Annotated in this window: 14 protein-coding genes; 12 read left to right on the forward strand and 2 right to left on the reverse strand. The window is 60.3% G+C overall.

All coding sequences use genetic code 11. The features are described 5' to 3' along the window. Positions 1 to 111 precede the first annotated feature (111 nt). The gene (locus tag FPZ52_RS10530; protein WP_146365386.1) at positions 112 to 1,266 is read right to left on the reverse strand and encodes a phosphoserine transaminase; all 1,155 of its coding nucleotides are present in this window, start codon (positions 1,264 to 1,266) and stop codon (positions 112 to 114) included. A gap of 319 nt (positions 1,267 to 1,585) precedes the next feature. Between FPZ52_RS10530 and FPZ52_RS10535 the strand changes: the two genes are divergently transcribed. The 9 genes from FPZ52_RS10535 (at position 1,586) to FPZ52_RS10575 (ending at position 11,318) form a co-directional block, all read left to right on the forward strand. After that, positions 1,586 to 2,431: a helix-turn-helix domain-containing protein gene (locus FPZ52_RS10535; protein ID WP_146365387.1), complete on the forward strand. Its 846-nt coding sequence runs from the start codon at positions 1,586 to 1,588 to the stop codon at positions 2,429 to 2,431. After that, positions 2,428 to 2,709 carry a hypothetical protein gene (locus tag FPZ52_RS10540; RefSeq protein ID WP_146365388.1) on the forward strand — a complete coding sequence of 94 codons (282 nt, stop codon included), beginning with the start codon at positions 2,428 to 2,430 and terminating at the stop codon, positions 2,707 to 2,709. Before FPZ52_RS10535 ends, FPZ52_RS10540 begins: the two co-directional genes overlap by 4 nt. Positions 2,710 to 2,818: 109 nt before the next feature. After that, a complete protein-coding gene (locus tag FPZ52_RS10545) occupies positions 2,819 to 3,322 on the forward strand; it encodes a terminase small subunit (RefSeq protein ID WP_146365389.1) in 504 nt (167 codons plus the stop codon). Next, positions 3,312 to 5,087: a phage terminase large subunit family protein gene (locus FPZ52_RS10550; RefSeq protein ID WP_146365390.1), complete on the forward strand. Its 1,776-nt coding sequence runs from the start codon at positions 3,312 to 3,314 to the stop codon at positions 5,085 to 5,087. The genes FPZ52_RS10545 and FPZ52_RS10550 overlap by 11 nt, the downstream gene beginning before the upstream one ends. Before the next feature lie 564 nt (positions 5,088 to 5,651). Then, positions 5,652 to 6,236 carry a MerR family transcriptional regulator gene (locus tag FPZ52_RS10555; protein WP_205758590.1) on the forward strand — a complete coding sequence of 195 codons (585 nt, stop codon included), beginning with the start codon at positions 5,652 to 5,654 and terminating at the stop codon, positions 6,234 to 6,236. Then, entirely contained in the window at positions 6,233 to 7,579 is a 1,347-nt protein-coding gene (locus FPZ52_RS10560; RefSeq protein WP_146365392.1) for a phage portal protein, read from the forward strand. The genes FPZ52_RS10555 and FPZ52_RS10560 overlap by 4 nt, the downstream gene beginning before the upstream one ends. After that, a complete protein-coding gene (locus FPZ52_RS10565) occupies positions 7,576 to 9,342 on the forward strand; it encodes a prohead protease/major capsid protein fusion protein (protein ID WP_146365393.1) in 1,767 nt (588 codons plus the stop codon). Before FPZ52_RS10560 ends, FPZ52_RS10565 begins: the two co-directional genes overlap by 4 nt. After that, entirely contained in the window at positions 9,342 to 9,557 is a 216-nt protein-coding gene (locus FPZ52_RS10570; protein ID WP_146365394.1) for a phage head-tail joining protein, read from the forward strand. Before FPZ52_RS10565 ends, FPZ52_RS10570 begins: the two co-directional genes overlap by 1 nt. A 909-nt stretch (positions 9,558 to 10,466) precedes the next feature. Next, complete coding sequence (locus FPZ52_RS10575; protein WP_205758591.1) at positions 10,467 to 11,318, forward strand: tyrosine-type recombinase/integrase; 852 nt, start codon at positions 10,467 to 10,469, stop codon at positions 11,316 to 11,318. Between the two features lie 249 nt (positions 11,319 to 11,567). On the opposite strand, the gene FPZ52_RS10580 is transcribed toward FPZ52_RS10575, so the two are convergent. After that, on the reverse strand, positions 11,568 to 12,956 hold the full coding sequence (locus FPZ52_RS10580; RefSeq protein ID WP_146365396.1) for a coniferyl aldehyde dehydrogenase: 1,389 nt from the start codon (positions 12,954 to 12,956) through the stop codon (positions 11,568 to 11,570). 262 nt (positions 12,957 to 13,218) lie between these two features. Between FPZ52_RS10580 and FPZ52_RS10585 the strand changes: the two genes are divergently transcribed. From FPZ52_RS10585 to FPZ52_RS10595, 3 genes are all read left to right on the forward strand, one after another. Further along, on the forward strand, positions 13,219 to 14,796 hold the full coding sequence (locus tag FPZ52_RS10585; RefSeq protein ID WP_146365397.1) for an arylsulfatase: 1,578 nt from the start codon (positions 13,219 to 13,221) through the stop codon (positions 14,794 to 14,796). Positions 14,797 to 14,873: 77 nt separating this feature from the next. Beyond that, positions 14,874 to 15,848: an HAD family hydrolase gene (locus FPZ52_RS10590; protein ID WP_146365398.1), complete on the forward strand. Its 975-nt coding sequence runs from the start codon at positions 14,874 to 14,876 to the stop codon at positions 15,846 to 15,848. After that, on the forward strand, positions 15,814 to 16,662 hold the full coding sequence (locus tag FPZ52_RS10595; RefSeq protein WP_168201307.1) for an ABC transporter substrate-binding protein: 849 nt from the start codon (positions 15,814 to 15,816) through the stop codon (positions 16,660 to 16,662). The genes FPZ52_RS10590 and FPZ52_RS10595 overlap by 35 nt, the downstream gene beginning before the upstream one ends. Positions 16,663 to 16,709: the final 47 nt, after the last annotated feature.

The following is a 16,709-nucleotide window of genomic DNA, read 5'->3' on the forward strand; positions in this document are numbered from 1 at the left end:
TGGCGATCCTTTTGCTGTGCACCGGGCGTACACCGAGCGTACACCGCTATGTGCCGGAATGAGATATCTGGGGAACCGCCCGACAGATGCGCCGGGCGGGCAGTCGCATGATCAGGCGGCTTCGGTCTGAGCTTCGATTTCGGCGTCGAACGCGAATTCGAGCCAAGGCAGCAGCGCCTCAATGTCAGAGGTCTCGACCGTGCCGCCGCACCAGATGCGCAGACCGGCAGGCGCGTCGCGATAGGCGCCGATGTCGAAGGCCACGCCTTCTTTTTCCAGCCGCTTGGCAACGGCCTTGGCGAAGGCGGCACCGTCCTTGATGCGATCATCCGTGAACTTCAGGCAGACTGAGGTGTTCGACTGCGTCGCGGGATCTTCGGCGAGGTTCGCGATCCACGGTGTTTTCTGCACGAAGGCGTCGATGGCACCGGCATTGGCGTCGGCGCGGGCGATCAGACCCTTCAGCCCGCCCACGGATTTCGCCCAGTCGAGCGCGACCAGATAATCTTCGACGCAAAGCATCGACGGGGTGTTGATGGTAGCGCCTTCAAAGATACCGTCGATCAGCTTGCCGCCCTTGGTCAGGCGGAAGATCTTCGGCAGCGGCCATGCTGGGGTGTAGCTTTCCAGACGCGCGACAGCGCGGGGGCTGAGGATCAGCATGCCGTGTGCGGCTTCGCCACCCAGAACCTTCTGCCAGGAGAAGGTGGTCACATCCAGCTTGTCCCATGGCAGGTCCATCGCAAACGCGGCAGAAGTTGCGTCACACAGCGTCAGGCCAGCACGGTCTGCCGGGATCGCGTTGCCATTGGGCATACGCACGCCAGAGGTCGTGCCGTTCCATGTGAAGCAGACGTCATCGTCATAGTTCAGCGCGGCCATATCGACGATCTGGCCGTATTCGGCGGTGTGGGTCGTGGCCTCGATCTTGAGCTGCTTGACCACATCGGTGACCCAGCCTGCGCCGAAGCTTTCCCATGCGACCATTTCCGCCGGGCGTTCACCCAGAAGCGACCACATCGCCATCTCGAACGCGCCGGTATCAGACGCCGGAACGATGCCGATCTTGTAGTCTGCGGGGATGCCGAGGATCTCGCGCGTCGTTTCGATCGCGTCCTTGAGCTTTGCCTTGCCGATAGCGGCACGGTGCGAACGGCCGGTTGCGGCGTCGCTCAAAGCGTCCAGAGTCCATTTGGGGGGTTTGGCGCAGGGGCCAGATGAAAAACGCGGATTCGCCGGCCGCGCGGCCGGAGCTTCAATAGCCATAATGTGCTACCCTTCCAGATAAGCGCCCCTCGTTGGGGAGAGGTGTCCCGCCGACGCCTCTACGAAAACCCAACAAATAAAGCAATAGATAAAGCGTCTTCCCTCGTAGGTTCGTGCAGCATCGTGCAGAACGATGCGGGAACGCGCGACCGTGTGTGGCACAAAACTGACACACGGCGTTCGGGTAATGTTCTGAGAAGCGCAAAAGAAAATCCCGGTGCGCGGGCGGGCGCAACCGGGACATACCAAACTAAAGCACAAAGGCTTCCGCTTCAGTCTAGCCTAGTGCGCACCGCTTTCGCAAGTGCGGAGGTGCGCTATGTGTAATTGGAACAAGCACCGCTGGAACTGGAAGCGCGCGGTGAAGCGTGATCCGCGTCTGAGCGACGCTGCGAAGCTTCTGGCCGTGAGTTTGGTCGATGACTTCGCCAACCATCAAACGGCGCGCTGCACAATGCGTATCGAGACCTTGGCCGAATGCCATGGCAAGTCGAAGCGGTCCATCCAGCGGGCTCTGTCAGAGCTGCGCAATCTGTCATGGATCGAAGTCAATCATCGTCGCGGACCAGGCGCAAAATCCAAGATCGTGTTTCTCGATGGCGACGGAATTGTCCCCGTGAGCAGCCCCGAAAAGGTGGCAGAACTGGCGGCTTACAGGGAAAATAAAACGACAGATGTGTCGTTTTACGGGAACGAAAAGGCGACAGATATGACCCAAATAGATGACAACCGTGTCACCCCCTATATAGAACCAAATAAAAACCAAAACGGGTACGCGCACGAGGGCGCACCCGCGCGCGAGGACGGCCCACCAGTTTCGCAAGACGCAAGCGATCCATCAACCCGACATTCCGTCAACGACGCACCAGCACCTAGCGCGACACCAGCACCGACCGCCCGACCGGCACCACACCTCAGGGCAATCGTCCCGCATGGCAGCGAGCACGAACGCCAGTGGAACGATTGGCTGAGAGCAAAGGGATTGCCCGAACTATCAGCGTTCGCCGAGTCTCTGACCGAACAGGGGCTGACAGGTTGGGATATGCCGTGGAAGCAACCACCGTCTGACGATGGCTATCCCCCGATGCTCGCAAAGCGCTTCGTGGCTTGGCGCATCGAGGCCCGGAGAAAGTTCTATCACCAGCCATTCCGGAGAACGGCATGACCCAGAACATTGAAAAAATGACGGGCGACGACCGCGCCGCAGACGCTACCGAAGCGGCAAGCGCGTTGCGCACCCTGCGTGACGAACTGATCAGCCAAGGTGTGCCGTTGGCTTCGATCCTGTCAGGGTTTCACGCTGAGATCATCGCCGAGATGGTGACGGCTTACGGCCCGGCGGTCACGATTGACCGCATGGTGAACGCAGCGGATCGCATCGAGGCAATGCCCGCGCTCGAATACGTCGCGGCAGTCGTGGCAGGGCCGACCGGCAGGGCATGACGCGGCCTTATCTCAGCGAAAGCGGGTCCTTCCGGCGCTGACTGTATGCGGGGGGCAGAGGCGCGAAGCATCGGGCGCTGCAAAAAAAATATAAAGGGGTTAAATACTTATGAGGATCATGCAGGAGTTGCCGGGACTGGAAGGCGAGCGCGCAGTTGCGCGGATCGGCGGTGCCGACTTGTGCAACCTTCTGCGGATCACGCCTGCTGCCCTCACAGGCTTGGTAAAACGCGATCTGGCGATAAAGCTGGGTCACGACGCCTACGACCTCCAAGAAACAGTTGGGCGATACACGGAGCACCTGCGCAGCGTCGCCAGCGGGCGTGGCGGCGAGGAACAGGCGCTGACGCTCACCGGCGAACGCGCCCGACTGGCACGAGCGCAGGCCGACGCACAAGAGACCAAGAACGCAGCTTTGCGCGGCGAACTTGTCAAGGCGTCCGAGGTCGAACGGGAATGGGCCGACACGCTGCGGCACCTGCGTTCGCAGCTTCTGGCGGTGCCGTCGCGCATCCGGCAGACTTTGGGGCACCTGTCTACCGCTGATGTTGAGGCCATAGACCGCGAACTGCGCGATACGCTGACCAGGCTGGGGAACGGCGATGCAGATTGAGGATGTTCGCCGCTCCGCCCTGCGTGCGCTGATCCCGCCGCCACGCCTGCGGTTGTCTGAGTGGATCGAGTCGGAGATCGCCTTACCCGATGGCGTATCGGCGCAGCCCGGCCCTGTTCGTCTCTGGCCGTTCCAGCGGGAAATTGCGGACGCGATCGGAGATCCGCTTATCGAGCGCGTTACCCTGGTCAAGCCGGTGCGCGTGGGTTTCACAACGCTACTGACCAGTGCCGTCGCGTCCTTCGTGGCAAACGAGCCCAGCCCCATTCTATGCCTGTTACCGGCTGAAGCGGATTGCCGTGACTACGTAGTGAGTGACGTTGAGCCGATATTCGGGGCCTCGCCAGCGGTAGCAGATGCCATGTCAGACGAGCGTGACGAATCCGGGCGCAACACGCTGCTGTCACGGCGCTTTCCCGGCGGCTCACTCAAGGTGGTTGCGGCCAAGGCACCGCGCAACCTGAGGCGGCACAATGTGCGCGTGCTTTTCATAGATGAGGCCGACGGAATGGAAGCAACCGCCGAAGGCTCGCCGATCATCCTTGCCGAACGGCGCACGCTGTCATTTCCTGATCGCAAGATCGTCATGGGCAGCACGCCGGTATTCGAGGAAACCAGTCATGTGCTTCGCGCCTATGCGCGTTCCGATGGGCGGGTGTTCGAAGTGCCATGTCCGGACTGTGGGGCACTGACCGAAATCGAGTGGCAGCATATCGTCTGGGATGATGGAAAGCCCGAAACAGCCCGGTTCCGCTGCCCGCATTGCGAATCCGAGATCGAGGAACGGCACAAGCCTCAGATGGTCGCGCAAGGCGCATGGCGGCCCACACGGCCCGAGGTGCAGGGGCATGCCGGGTTCCGCCTCAACGCTCTTGTAAGCCTGCATGCGAACGCCAGTTGGGCGAAGCTTGCAGCGGAATTCATCGGAGCCAAAGACGACCCGACGACCTTACAGACATTTGTTAACACGATCCTTGGCCAAGGCTGGCGCGGCGAAGGCGATGAACTGGCCGAAGATGAACTTGCGGCGCGCGCCGAGGAATTCGGGTTGTCCGGGATTCCGGCCGAAGTGCTCGCGCTGACCGTTGGAATCGACGTGCAGCATGATCGACTTGAGGCGACGTTTCTGGGCTGGGCCGAAAGCGGCACAATGCTGGTGCTGGGGCATCGCGTCATCTGGGGTCAGTTTGATGATGAAGCGACATGGGCGGAGCTTGACGATACGCTACGCACGCGCTTTCCGCACGCTCTGGGCGGCCGCATGGCGATCGACGCGGCAGCGATCGACGCAGGCGACGGGGCCAGTATGCACCGCGTCACGGCGTTCGCCATGCCGCGCACCCGCAACAAGGTGCTGGCAATCAAGGGTGCATCTGGAAACCGGCCGGTGATCGAGCGTGCCGGATCGAAGACCAAGACGGGCGCGCGGCTCTGGATCGTCGGGGTTGATACCGTAAAGACCCAGCTATTCGGCCGGTTGTCGCAAGCCGGGTCAGTTCGGTTCTCTGCCGACCTGCCGCCCGTGTGGTATGAGCAGGCGACCAGCGAACGTGCAGTTATCAAATATCGCCGGGGCCAACCCGTGCGCAGCTTCGAACGCGTTCCAGGACGCCGCGCGGAGGCGCTTGATTGTCTGGTCTATGCGTTCGCAGCACGACAGATCATCAATCCGGATTGGGAACGGCGGCGGGTGGAACTCGCGCAGGACCAACCCCTAAGGACAGCGGCGGGACCGATTCTTAGTTCGAAGTGGATGCAGAGATAGGGCGCGTTTAAGCAGTCCACGCGACTGGCCTGGAGCTATAACTCACCTTGCGCCCAATGCTCTAGAGTGCCTACTAGGCCTCGAACACGACTAGCCGCATTGCTCAAAGCTACCTCCTGATCTTCTTCAGACCGCGTCGTACCCTGTCTGAGGAAGCGACAAGCTTTATCTATTGAGTGATTCACATAGTGAATCTCGATGTTCGGAAGTAGCGCGATCTCTCCACGCAAATAGCCGAGGCGGGCTTTCCATTGGTTGAAGGCAGAGTTCATCTCTTGTTGCGACGAATGACCGAGATCGAAAGACCGGATATCTTCCTCAAGCTCTAGTAGCGCAACGGACAATTTATCTATTGATTTCATGACTACATACTTTCGGCTTAAAGCATATGACTTTCCTTGGGACTTTACGCTGATATACCATTTCGTTGGAAGCACTAAGGCACGTTTGCTTACGTAAACTGACGCCAGAAAACTTAAGCTAACGTTCTGAACGTATTCAATAAATTACTTTTGTTGAGTGCTGGTTTGGCTATCCTGTTGTCACCGCAAACAGGGGAAGCCAATGCGAGTAAAGGTGACTAGATACCCGCTGACGATCGGCGCGGCGGCTGTAGCAGAGCTGATCGGCGTGAGTTCGGGCTATCTGCGCACATTGCGCTTCGATGGTGTTCTTAGCCACCGCCCTGAAGGCAAATCAGCGGCCGCCGAATACGGGCCTACGGACGTTGCGACATTGGCAGTGTTCCGGTCGCTCACCGAAGCCGGGCTGTCCAGGAAAGGTGCTGCGGTTCTCGCGCGGCTCACAGGGTTTCCGACTGCGCGCTATCTGGAACACATGCCGGGCGTAAGCGAGCTTCATTCATCTGAGATTGATCTAACGGACGCGGAACGCGCCCAATGCTTCGCGGCATGCGATCGCGAATTACCGGAATCCCGCTTCTGCTACTACGCTATACCGGAGCTTATCGAAGACGACCCCAGATCATCCGCCGTCTTTCTTGCGAGCCTTGATGAACTGGAGCAAATCCATCCGCGCGGCCTTCTGCTCGATTTCAAAGGCATTGCCTCAGAGATTGCAATGCGTCTGACCCAACCTCTTGTCACCTACCGCATCGACAGCGTGAGTGAGATGGAGGCGCAGCAATGAACGCGGTGATCCCATATCGTCAAACTGTTCGTGCGGCAGGCCGCAAACTGGCGAAGCTATTCGGCCGCAGCGGAATCGAGGCCGGTGGCGGTGGCTGGCGGTGGTCCGGATCGCCGACGCTACCGGCACCGCAACAATCCACACTTGCGGCGCGCGGCCCTGCAAAGGCGCGTGCGGCGGCACTGTCGGTCAACAACCCGACCGCGGCGAGGATAGTAGAAACGTGGTGCGCGGCGCTGATCGGAAAGGGCTGGCAATCGCAAAGTCAGCATCCTGACCGAAATGTTGCACGCGGTCTGAACGATGAATTCGAAACGCTTGTTGCGCCGCTCCTGCCGCAGATCGCGCGAGCGGTGGTGCGCGACGGCGAAGCCTTTCTGCGCATCCTGAACGGCCCGGAAGGTATTCGCCTCCTTCAACTTCCGGCCGATCAGATCGACCCGGCCATGACCTCCGACCTTGCGAACGGGTCGAGGATCGTGGCCGGGATTGAATTTGACCCCACCGAAACGCCGGTGGCGTATCATGTCCTCCCCGATGCACCTGGAACGCCTTTCGCCCGCTACGGTGAAACCATGCGCATTCCCGCGTCGGAGATCCTGCATATTTTCGATCCGCTCTTTCCGGGGCAAGTGCGCGGCATCACATGGCTTGCGCCCGTCTTGCTCAAGCTGGCTGACGCTGACGCCGCTTCTGACGCCATGATGATGAATTTAAAGACACAATCGCTGTTTGCGGCCTTCATCACCGATCCCGATGGTGGCGCGGCCGGGTTCACCGGAACCGAAAAGGACGGGACAATCAATCTGGCGCTGGAACCCGGCACGACGCGGATTCTGCCTCCCGGTGCCGATGTAAGATTTGCCCAGCCCGGCGGCGGCCTGTCGCAACAAGTGGAGTTCATCAAAGCCCAGCTTCACGAGATCGCCGCGGGTGCCGGGCTGATGTATGAGCAAATCTCGACCGACCTGTCGTCAACGAACTATTCGAGCGCGAGGTTCGGACTTCTCGAATTTCGCCGCCGCGCCGAGATGTTGCAACGCCTGTTGATTGAGGGCCAGCTTTTGCGCCCGCTCTGGCGGCGCTGGATCGACTGGAAGGCGCTTGCCGGTGACGTGCCTTCAGATGGTGCCAGCCTCAGTGACTACCGCGCCGTGCGCTTTGTCCCGCCAGGCTGGCAATGGGTCGATCCGCTCAAGGAAGTGAACGCCGACGCCCGCGCGATCGAGGCCGGTTTGAAATCCCGCGCCGAAGTGGTCGCCGGGCGCGGCCGGGACATCAACGAGCTTGACGAAGAAATAGCCGCCGACCGTCGCACGGCGCGGCAGGAAGGTGACGCATGACGATCCATCTGCGCAATGCAACTGCGCGTCCTTCTACCCTGGACCTGGACGCCCGTACCGTAGAAGCGATCGCTTCTACCGGGGCAGATACCGTACGAGCTGGCTACATTGAACGGCTCGACCTCAAGGGCGCGGATCTGTCGCGGCTGATAGGCGGCCCCGTTCTGGATGGACACAGATCAGAGACGACCCGCGATCAGTTGGGCGTGATCGAGGCGGCAGAGCTTCGTGCCGAAGGGCTGTGGGTAAAACTGAAATTCCGGTCAAATCAGCCATCTCTAGCGGTACTCGCAGATATTGGCGACGGCACCTTAAGGGGCCTCAGTATCGGATACACGGTTCAGGAATGGGCCGAAAGCCGAGAAGGCAAGAACCGTGTGCGCACGGCCACCAAACTCACGCCACTAGAAGTTAGTGTCGTACCAATCGCGGCAGATCCTACCGCGACTTTCCGAGCAGGAGAATCCCAAATGCAAACGCAGACCACAGAGACGACCGCCCCACCGGCGGCCGGCACGCTCACCCGTGCCGAGATGAACCGCGAAATCCGCAGCATTGCGCAACTCGCCAACCTTTCCGACGACTGGACAAACGGCCAGATCGACAATGAGGCAACGCCGGAAGAAGCCCGCGCCGCTGCGTTCGAGGAAATGGCAACGCGGCAGGACCAGACCCGCACACGCAGCGCCCGCATTGAAATCACGGCGGATCACACCGACCCGCAGGTGATCGCGGAACGTGCCGGTGAGGCCCTGTTCGCCCGATCGAACCCGGCCCATGAAATTTCGGCCCCCGCCCGGCAGTATGCCGGCCTTACCATTCCCGAGATGGCACGCCAGTGCCTCACCCGGTCGGGCATCTCGACCACGGGCGCGGCGACGGAAAGCCTTGTCACGCGGGCGCTGCATTCCACATCCGATTTTCCGCTGATCCTGGGCGATGCGGTGAACCGGGAACTGCGCCGCGCCTATCAGGCGGCACCGTCCGGCATTCGCCAGATTGCGCGGGTCGCATCGGCGCGCGATTTCCGGGCAAAACGGGCACTTCAATTTGGCGAAGCGCCCGAATTGGAGAAGGTGCTGGAAGGTGGTGAATACACCTACGGCACGATTGCCGAAGGTGCGGAATCGTACCGCGTCGAAACCTTCGGGCGCATCTTTGCCATCACTCGGCAGGCGCTCATCAACGACGATCTAGGCGCATTCACCCGCGTCCCGGCGATGATGGGGCAGGCCGCCGCAGCCTTCGAGGCCAAGACGCTGGCAGGGTTGATCGACGGTAACCCGGTTATGTCGGACGGTGTGGCGGTCTTCCATGCGGATCACGACAACCTAGACTCCGCGTCCGCGATCGACACCACCGGGCTTTCGTCCTCGCGCTTGCTGCTGCGCTCGCAGACCGGGCTGGGGGGCGGCAAGATCAACGCCACGCCGCGCTTCCTGCTTGTATCACCGGACCGGGAAACCGAAGCGGAACAGGCGCTGGCCGAGATCACCGCGACGAGGACCGACGACGCCAACCCGTTCAGCGGCCTGTCCCTGATCGTGGACGGCTACCTGACCGACGACTCCGCTTGGTATCTCGCCGCTGACCCTGCCGTGATCGACGGGATCGAGTATGCGTATCTTGAGGGGGCCGGACCGGGGCCGCAGATCGAAACCAAGGCAGGTTTCGAGGTGGACGGCATGTCTATCAAGGTGAGACTCGATTTTGGAGCTGGTGTAATCGACTACAGGGGCCTTGTGAAGAATCCGGGTGCGTAATGGCGGTTGACGTTGCCGAACTGGAAGGACTGAGGGACGAGCTCATTCGAACTCGCGCCCGTGGCGTCCGCGTGACGGTCTATGAAGGCCGTCGGCTTGAGTATGGAAGCGATGCCGAAATGGCCGCCGCAATTGCCGATCTCGATCGCCGCATAGCAAACGCATCTCGCGCCCCGGCTGGCGCGGTGCGATTTCATACCTCGAAAGGGGTATAGGGTAGAACCGCCCTGCGGCCGTCGGCGCGCCGCAAAGGGTTCCCGTTACTGGGTGAGTGGGCAAACCCCCAGCGCGCGCGGCCTTCTGTCTCCGATGCCTTCTCGGGCGTGGCGCGCATACCGAATCGGTCCTGTCACAGATGGCCGCATGACATAGAAACTGGGCTTGCCTGCGATTGGCTGGTTTTTTCGCCTACGGTGCTGGCTGGCATTAACCGGCGTAGGGCGGCATAGACCGGCGTGAGCGGGCGCCAACGGGCAAAAAGTTGCTACCTTTCAATAGTTTAGATCGGATATTCTAATGGTGCATCAGAGCTAAACACTTTCAAGGCAGCGACCGATGAAAGACGATGACGACGACGACTATCTCAACAAGGGCCGAACCACACACCAGTGGGCGGAGTTTTTCGCAGAGCGGGATATTCCGATATCCGAACGCAGCATTCGTGAGCGTTCCCGACGACAAGGAGTTGGGCATAAGCTAGGGCGGGTTTGGCTGTTAACGCCAGATGAACTGCGAGCAATCTTCTTTCGCGAAGGCGCATAGTTAATGCCTAGCCTTCCATGTCTCTTGCCTGAATATACTACACCGGATGAACTAGCCGAACATTTTGGCTGGTCGCCTCGTGCAGTCAGATTGAAGGTTCGTGAGCTTCGGGCCTGCCGTACAGTTGGTAACCGAACTGTTATGCTGCCGGAGGACGTTGACACCTTCTTGGAAGGAATTCGGGAATGCCCCTTAAACTGCACAGGCGAGGACAAGTTTGGCACTACTCGGGAACTGTTGCCGGCCGGAGACTTCGAGGCACTACGGGGGCGACTGAAAAAGCCCAAGCCGAAAGGGTCGCGGCGGAAGTCGAACACCTCGCGTGGCAGCGTCGTTTCGATGGGCCAGGCGCGGGCCTGACAATGGCTCAAGTGTTCAATGCCTATCTGGATGCTGACAAGCCTGAACGGTTTCTTCTCAAGTTGGCAGAGTATTGGAAGAACACTCCGGTCGAACAGATACGCGCCGAAACGATCCGGCGAGCAGCAAAGAAGATCTACCCGCATGCCTCAGAACCAACGTGGAATCGGCAGGTGATCAAGCCGACGCAAGCGGCGATAAATTATGCTGCGGAACTTGGTTGGTGCGCGAAAATATCGGTTAAGCGATACCCTGAAAGTCCTGAAGAAAAGACGCCCGCCACCTTGGAATGGGTGACAGCCTTCGCCGAACAAGCGGTTGAAGATGACTTGCCACACCTTGCGGCGCTTTGCCTGTTCATGTTTGGCACGGCGGCTCGGGTGGGGGAAAGCTGCCGCCTGGTATGGGATGATGTTGACTTGACCGCCGGAACGGCAACGCTGCGTCTGTTCAAACCTACACCTTGGACCCGGCTCGCACATTTACCGCCAGAGGTAATCGCGGCGCTGGCAAACATTCCATCGAATCGCAAGCCTGACGAGCTCGTGTTTGTCTACAGTGGCAGGGGCAGCGTCAGAGGGCCCTGGAACAACGTCTGCAAGCGTGCCGGAATCGAACGCCTGACCCCGCATTGTTGTCGCCATGGCTTCGCCACGACGATGCTACACCTTGGATTTGATGCGAAGACCGTCGCCGAACGCGGAGGCTGGAAAGATGCGACAACCGTGCTGCGTACCTACGCTCACGCCATGGCCGACGCGACCGTTACGAACGCCCTTTTTGGCACAAAATTGACACAGGCTCGCAATCCTGCATTATCAAATAACCGAAAGAAAAGGAGAAAATCCGTATGACCAGCGCCCCTCGTTGGGAGGGGTGTCCCAAGGACGCCTCTACGAAAACCCAACAAATAAAGCAATAGGGAAAGGACGTGCCCGATAGTTGCGCGGGGGCCTTGGGTTCGCCGAAGGTGTCCAGATGTTTTGCCAGAGGAATTTCAGTCGCGTTCGTCGTTCCATTGAAATGAAGGCTTTTTCCAAGCTGTTCCAAAGGCAGCATCAGATCAGTCCGCGCACGATCCGATGGTTTGCAGCGGCGGCGCTTTAGCGACCGAGAAGGCGGATAATCCAGTGTGCTAGCGATCCGAAGGGCGGTCCGAGATGTTCGGAAAGGTTGAGCAGGTGGGGTTTGTAAACAGCGCGCGCATGGCTGAGTCGCCGGAACCCGTCGCGGCCATGGTAGGCACCAATGCCGCTTTTACCTACACCACCGAATGGCAGGCTGTTCTGTGCGATATGCAGTAAGGTACCGTTCAGGGTCACGCCGCCGGAGATGGCGCCATCGAGGATGATGCGTTGGGCATGCCGGTCGTGCGAGAACGCATAGAGCGCCAGTGGACGGGAGCGCCGGTTCACGAAGGCCAGCGCGTCGTCGAGGGTGTTATAGGGCACGATGGGAAGGATCGGCCCGAAAATCTCTTCCGTCAGCAATAATGAATCGTCGGGCGCGCCAAGAACGAGGGTCGGGGGTATTTTCGTGCCAAAGTCGGCCTTAGGCGGCTGAATCATGGTTGCGCCTGCTTGTTCCACTTCTTCCAGAGCATCCATCAGACGCTTGCGATGCCGGTCGGTGATGACATTGGTGAATTGCGATGCCGCGCTTTCAGGGGGATAGGATTGTGCGATACGTGCCTGCATGGCCCGTGAGAACGCGTCGACCTTGTCCGTGGGCACGAGAACATAGTCGGGCGCGATGCAAGTCTGGCCGGCATTGGTGAACTTGCCCAGGGCAATGGATCGCGCGGCATCTTCGAGCGAATAATCATGGGCGATGATTGCCGGGGATTTGCCACCGAGTTCGAGCGTAACCGGCGTCAGGTTTTCCGCCGCCGCCCGCATGACCTTGCGCCCCACATCGGTTGATCCGGTGAACAGCAGGTGGTCGAAGGGCAGGGCAGCGAATGCCTGCGCGACCTCCACGCCGCCGGTAATCACGCTGACCTCGTCCGTCGCGAAGCTGGCTGCAACAAGGCTTTGCAGCAGGTCGGCGAATGCCGGGGTCAATTCGGACGGTTTGATCAGCACGCGATTGCCGGCGGCCAGTGCGTCCACCACGGGCCCCAGGGCCAACAGCAACGGGTAGTTCCAGGGTGCAACGATCCCCACCACACCCAGCGGTTCATGGCGCACCCAGGCCGAACCTGGCTGGAAGGTCAACGCGACATGCCGCCGTTCGTCGCGCATCCAGCCGCGCAGGTTGCGTGACGTGTGGTTTATGGCGCTGAGCAAAGGGAGGATTTCCGTCAGTTCCGTTTCTTCGTGCACGCGCCCGCCGAAATCGGCATCGATCGCGGTCGCGATTTCCTTGCGATTGTCGACCACCATGCTTTTGAGGGTGTCAAGCCGACGGCGGCGTATAGCCAGGTCAGGCAGGCGATCATGGCGAGAGGCCGCGCGCATGGCGGAAAACATGGGCCGAAGGTCGATGGTCATCTGATGCTCCGTTCTGCCGGACATATGTAGGGGCGACGGGTGTGTTCTGCGATGCTTTCAACTGCACGATTTTCGGGCGGAAACAGCAGCCGTTCCAGAAAATTTGATCCCGGCCCGGTGCCGGATCGTAAAAGTTTTGCGACAGAAAGCGATGGTTCAGAATTGATTAGGTCGTTGATTATGCGTTTCTTCGCGCTTTCACTTGACGTGGGGCTAGGCGTCAAGGCACTTTGATATGGGAAACCTTGAGGAGTAGTTTCAGATGAGACTCACACACCTTCTTGCGACCGCGGGACTTGCGTTTTGCGCGAGCGGTGCGGCTTTCGCGCAGGACGCCGACCAAGCGGCTGACGTGTCCGAGAAGCCAAACATCCTGGTGATATGGGGCGACGATATCGGACAGACCAACGTGTCTGCCTACAGCTTCGGGTTGATGGGTTACGAGACGCCAAACATCGACCGTATCGCCGATGAAGGCATTCTGTTCACTGACTACTACGCCGAGCAGAGCTGCACGGCGGGCCGGTCGACCTTCATCACCGGTCAGTCGACGTTGCGCACGGGTCTGTCCAAGGTCGGTCTGCCGGGCGCGGATGTCGGGCTTCAGGCCGATGACGTGACCATCGCGTCGGCGCTCAAGGACCTCGGCTACGCAACCGGCCAGTTCGGCAAGAACCACCTTGGCGACAAGGACGAATTCCTGCCCACGAACCACGGCTTCGACGAGTTCTTCGGCAACCTCTATCACCTCAACGCGGAGGAAGAGCCCGAGAACTTCAACTATCCGCAGGATCCCGAGTTCCGCGAGAATTTCGGCCCGCGCGGCGTGATCCGTTCCTCCGCCGATGGCGAGATCGAGGATACCGGTCCGCTGACCAAGAAGCGCATGGAAACGGTTGACGAGGAAACCTCGGCCGCGGCCATCGACTTCATGCAGCGGCAGGTGGATCAGGATACGCCGTTCTTCGTGTGGATGAACACGACGCGGATGCACTTCCGCACGCACGTCAAGGACGAGAACCGCAGCGAACCCGGCCTGACCGCGCTGACCGAGTACGCCGATGGCATGATCGAGCATGACATGATCGTCGGCCAGATCCTCGACGCGGTCGACGAGATGGGCATCGCGGACAATACCATCGTGATGTATGCGACCGACAACGGCCCGCACCAGAACTCCTGGCCCGATGCCGGCACCACGCCGTTCCGCAGCGAGAAGAACACCAACTGGGAAGGCGCGTTCCGCGTACCAGCCATGATCCGCTGGCCCGGCCAGATCGAGCCCGGGACGGTCAAGACCGGCATGTTCTCGGGCCTCGACTGGTTCCCGACGCTGCTGGCCGCCGCCGGCGATACGGACATCAAGGATCGTTTGCTGGAAGGCACCACGATCGACGGCGCGGAGTACAAGGTCCATCTCGACGGCTACAACCAGCTGCCATACCTAACCGGCGAAACCGATGAAAGCGCACGGAACGAGTTCTTCTACTTTAACGATGACGGTGCCATCGTCGGCCTGCGCTATGAAAACTGGAAGATCGTCTTTCAGGAGCAGCGCGCGACCGGAACACTGCTGCTATGGGCCGAACCCTTCACGCCGCTGCGCACCCCGAAAATCTTCGATCTGCGAGCGGACCCTTACGAACGTGCGGACAGGACGTCGAACACCTACTACGACTGGGTGCTCGACCACGCCTACCTGCTTGTTCCGGCTCAGGCCGAAGTGGCAGAGTTCTTCTCGACCTTCGAGGAGTATCCTCCATCGCAGCGGGCGGCGAGCTTCTCGGTCGACCAGGTGCAGGAGCAACTTGAGCGGACGCTCAGCGGCGGAATCCAGTAGCGGATCTGCCGAACGGCCCGCGGGGAGCGCCGTCTCCCGCGGGCCATCGCCATTGACCACGCAGCATGAGGTTCGCCATGCGCAGCACGTTCGTCACGGCGGCACTCGTCGCCATCCCCGCCTACACCTTGGCCGATCCGCTGCCGTCGTGGAACGACACCGACGCCAAGGCCGCGATCATCGCCTTCGTCGACAGCGTAACGGACCCGGACGCTGACAGTTTCGTGCCGGTCGAGGACCGCATCGCGACATTCGACAATGACGGCACCCTGTGGGCGGAACAGCCTGTCTATTTCCAAGGTCTTTACGCGCTCGACATCCTGCGCGAGAAGGCCGAGGCCGATCCCTCGATCCTGTCCTCGGATGTGCTCCAGGCCGCCAATGAGGGTGACATGGAAGGCATCATGGCCGGCGGCATGGAAGGGCTGATCGAGATCATCAATGTCAGCCACGCGGGCATCACGCCCGAGGATTTCAAGGCCAGCGCCCATGAATGGCTGACTACAGCCACCCATCCGAGCAGTGGCATGACCTATGCCGACATGACCTATCAACCGATGGTCGAACTGCTGCGCTACCTGCGCGACGAGGATTTCAAGACCTACATCGTGTCCGGCGGCGGCGTCGATTTCATCCGGGCCATCGCCGACGAGGCCTATGGCATCCCGCCCTGGCAGGTCGTCGGCAGCGAGGGCAACACCAGCTATTCCGTCGAGAGCGGCACGCCCACCGTGACCAAGGACGGGGGCGTCAGCTTTGTCGACGACAAGGAGGGCAAGCCCGTGGGTATCATGCGCCATATCGGCCAGCGCCCGATCTTCGTCGCCGGCAATTCGGACGGTGATTTTGCAATGCTGGAATGGGCGACCGCCGGCGATGGCCCGCGTTTCGGCCTGATTGTGCATCATACCGACGGCGAGCGCGAGTTCGCCTATGACCGCGAGGGCCATATCGGTGTCTTGGATCGTGGACTGGACGAAGCAGAGGATAGAGGTTGGGCGCTGGTGGATATGGCCAATGACTGGAGCCGTGTCTGGACGGGTGAGCAGTGACATCGTGAAAATAGCGCCCGCCCTGTTCGCGTCTGCGCCGCGTCTGCTTGGCGTCGGGGTGTTCCTGGTTGTTGGCGCGTCGCAGGGCAACGCCGACGAGTTGCGTGTGGCGATGCTGGATGAAAATCCGCCTTGGGAATACATCGCTGAAGACGGTGCGGCCCATGGTTTCGAGGTGGAGATCATTCAGGCTGTGGCCGACCGACTTGATGTTGAAGTTTCTTTTCAACCATTGCCTTTCGCGCAGGTGTTGGATGAGGTTCAGGCTGGCGAGGCTGATCTGGCCATCGGCTCGATCAGCGTGACGGAAGAGCGCATGATGCGTTTCGATTTTTCGCAACCATATTTCCGAACCGATGTCGTCATCGTCGCACCGGTCGAGGCGGCTCTTGTGACCGAAGGCCAGCTTTTCGGTTGGAGTGTTGGCTATTTGGCGGGGGCCAGCGGCGAAGATCTTGCCTATCAATATGCCACAGCACTGGGGTTGGAGCGCGTTCAGCCCTATTCGCAGGCCTCTGCGTTATTCGATGCATTGCAAGCCGGGGAGGTGCGGGCGGTGATATCCGAGTTCGCCTCTGCCCTGCATTTCGTGCGCATGGAACCGGCCTATGAAATAGCCATGCGCGCCAGCGCCGGGCGCGATGTGGCGCTGGCGATGCGTCTGGGATTCGAGTTGAACGAAGAGCTTAATGATATCCTGTCCGATATGAAGCGTGACGGAACGATGGCCGAGATTTATGAACGCTGGTTCGATGAACCGCCAGCGGGGGATACGGTCACGCTTGTGCCCATGGACATTCCCCGAGCGCAATGATCGGCACTGGTGTTCGGTTGGCGGGTCGTGCTTAAAGGCCGCAAGCC

Source organism: Qingshengfaniella alkalisoli (genome assembly GCF_007855645.1).
Lineage (GTDB): Bacteria > Pseudomonadota > Alphaproteobacteria > Rhodobacterales > Rhodobacteraceae > Qingshengfaniella > Qingshengfaniella alkalisoli.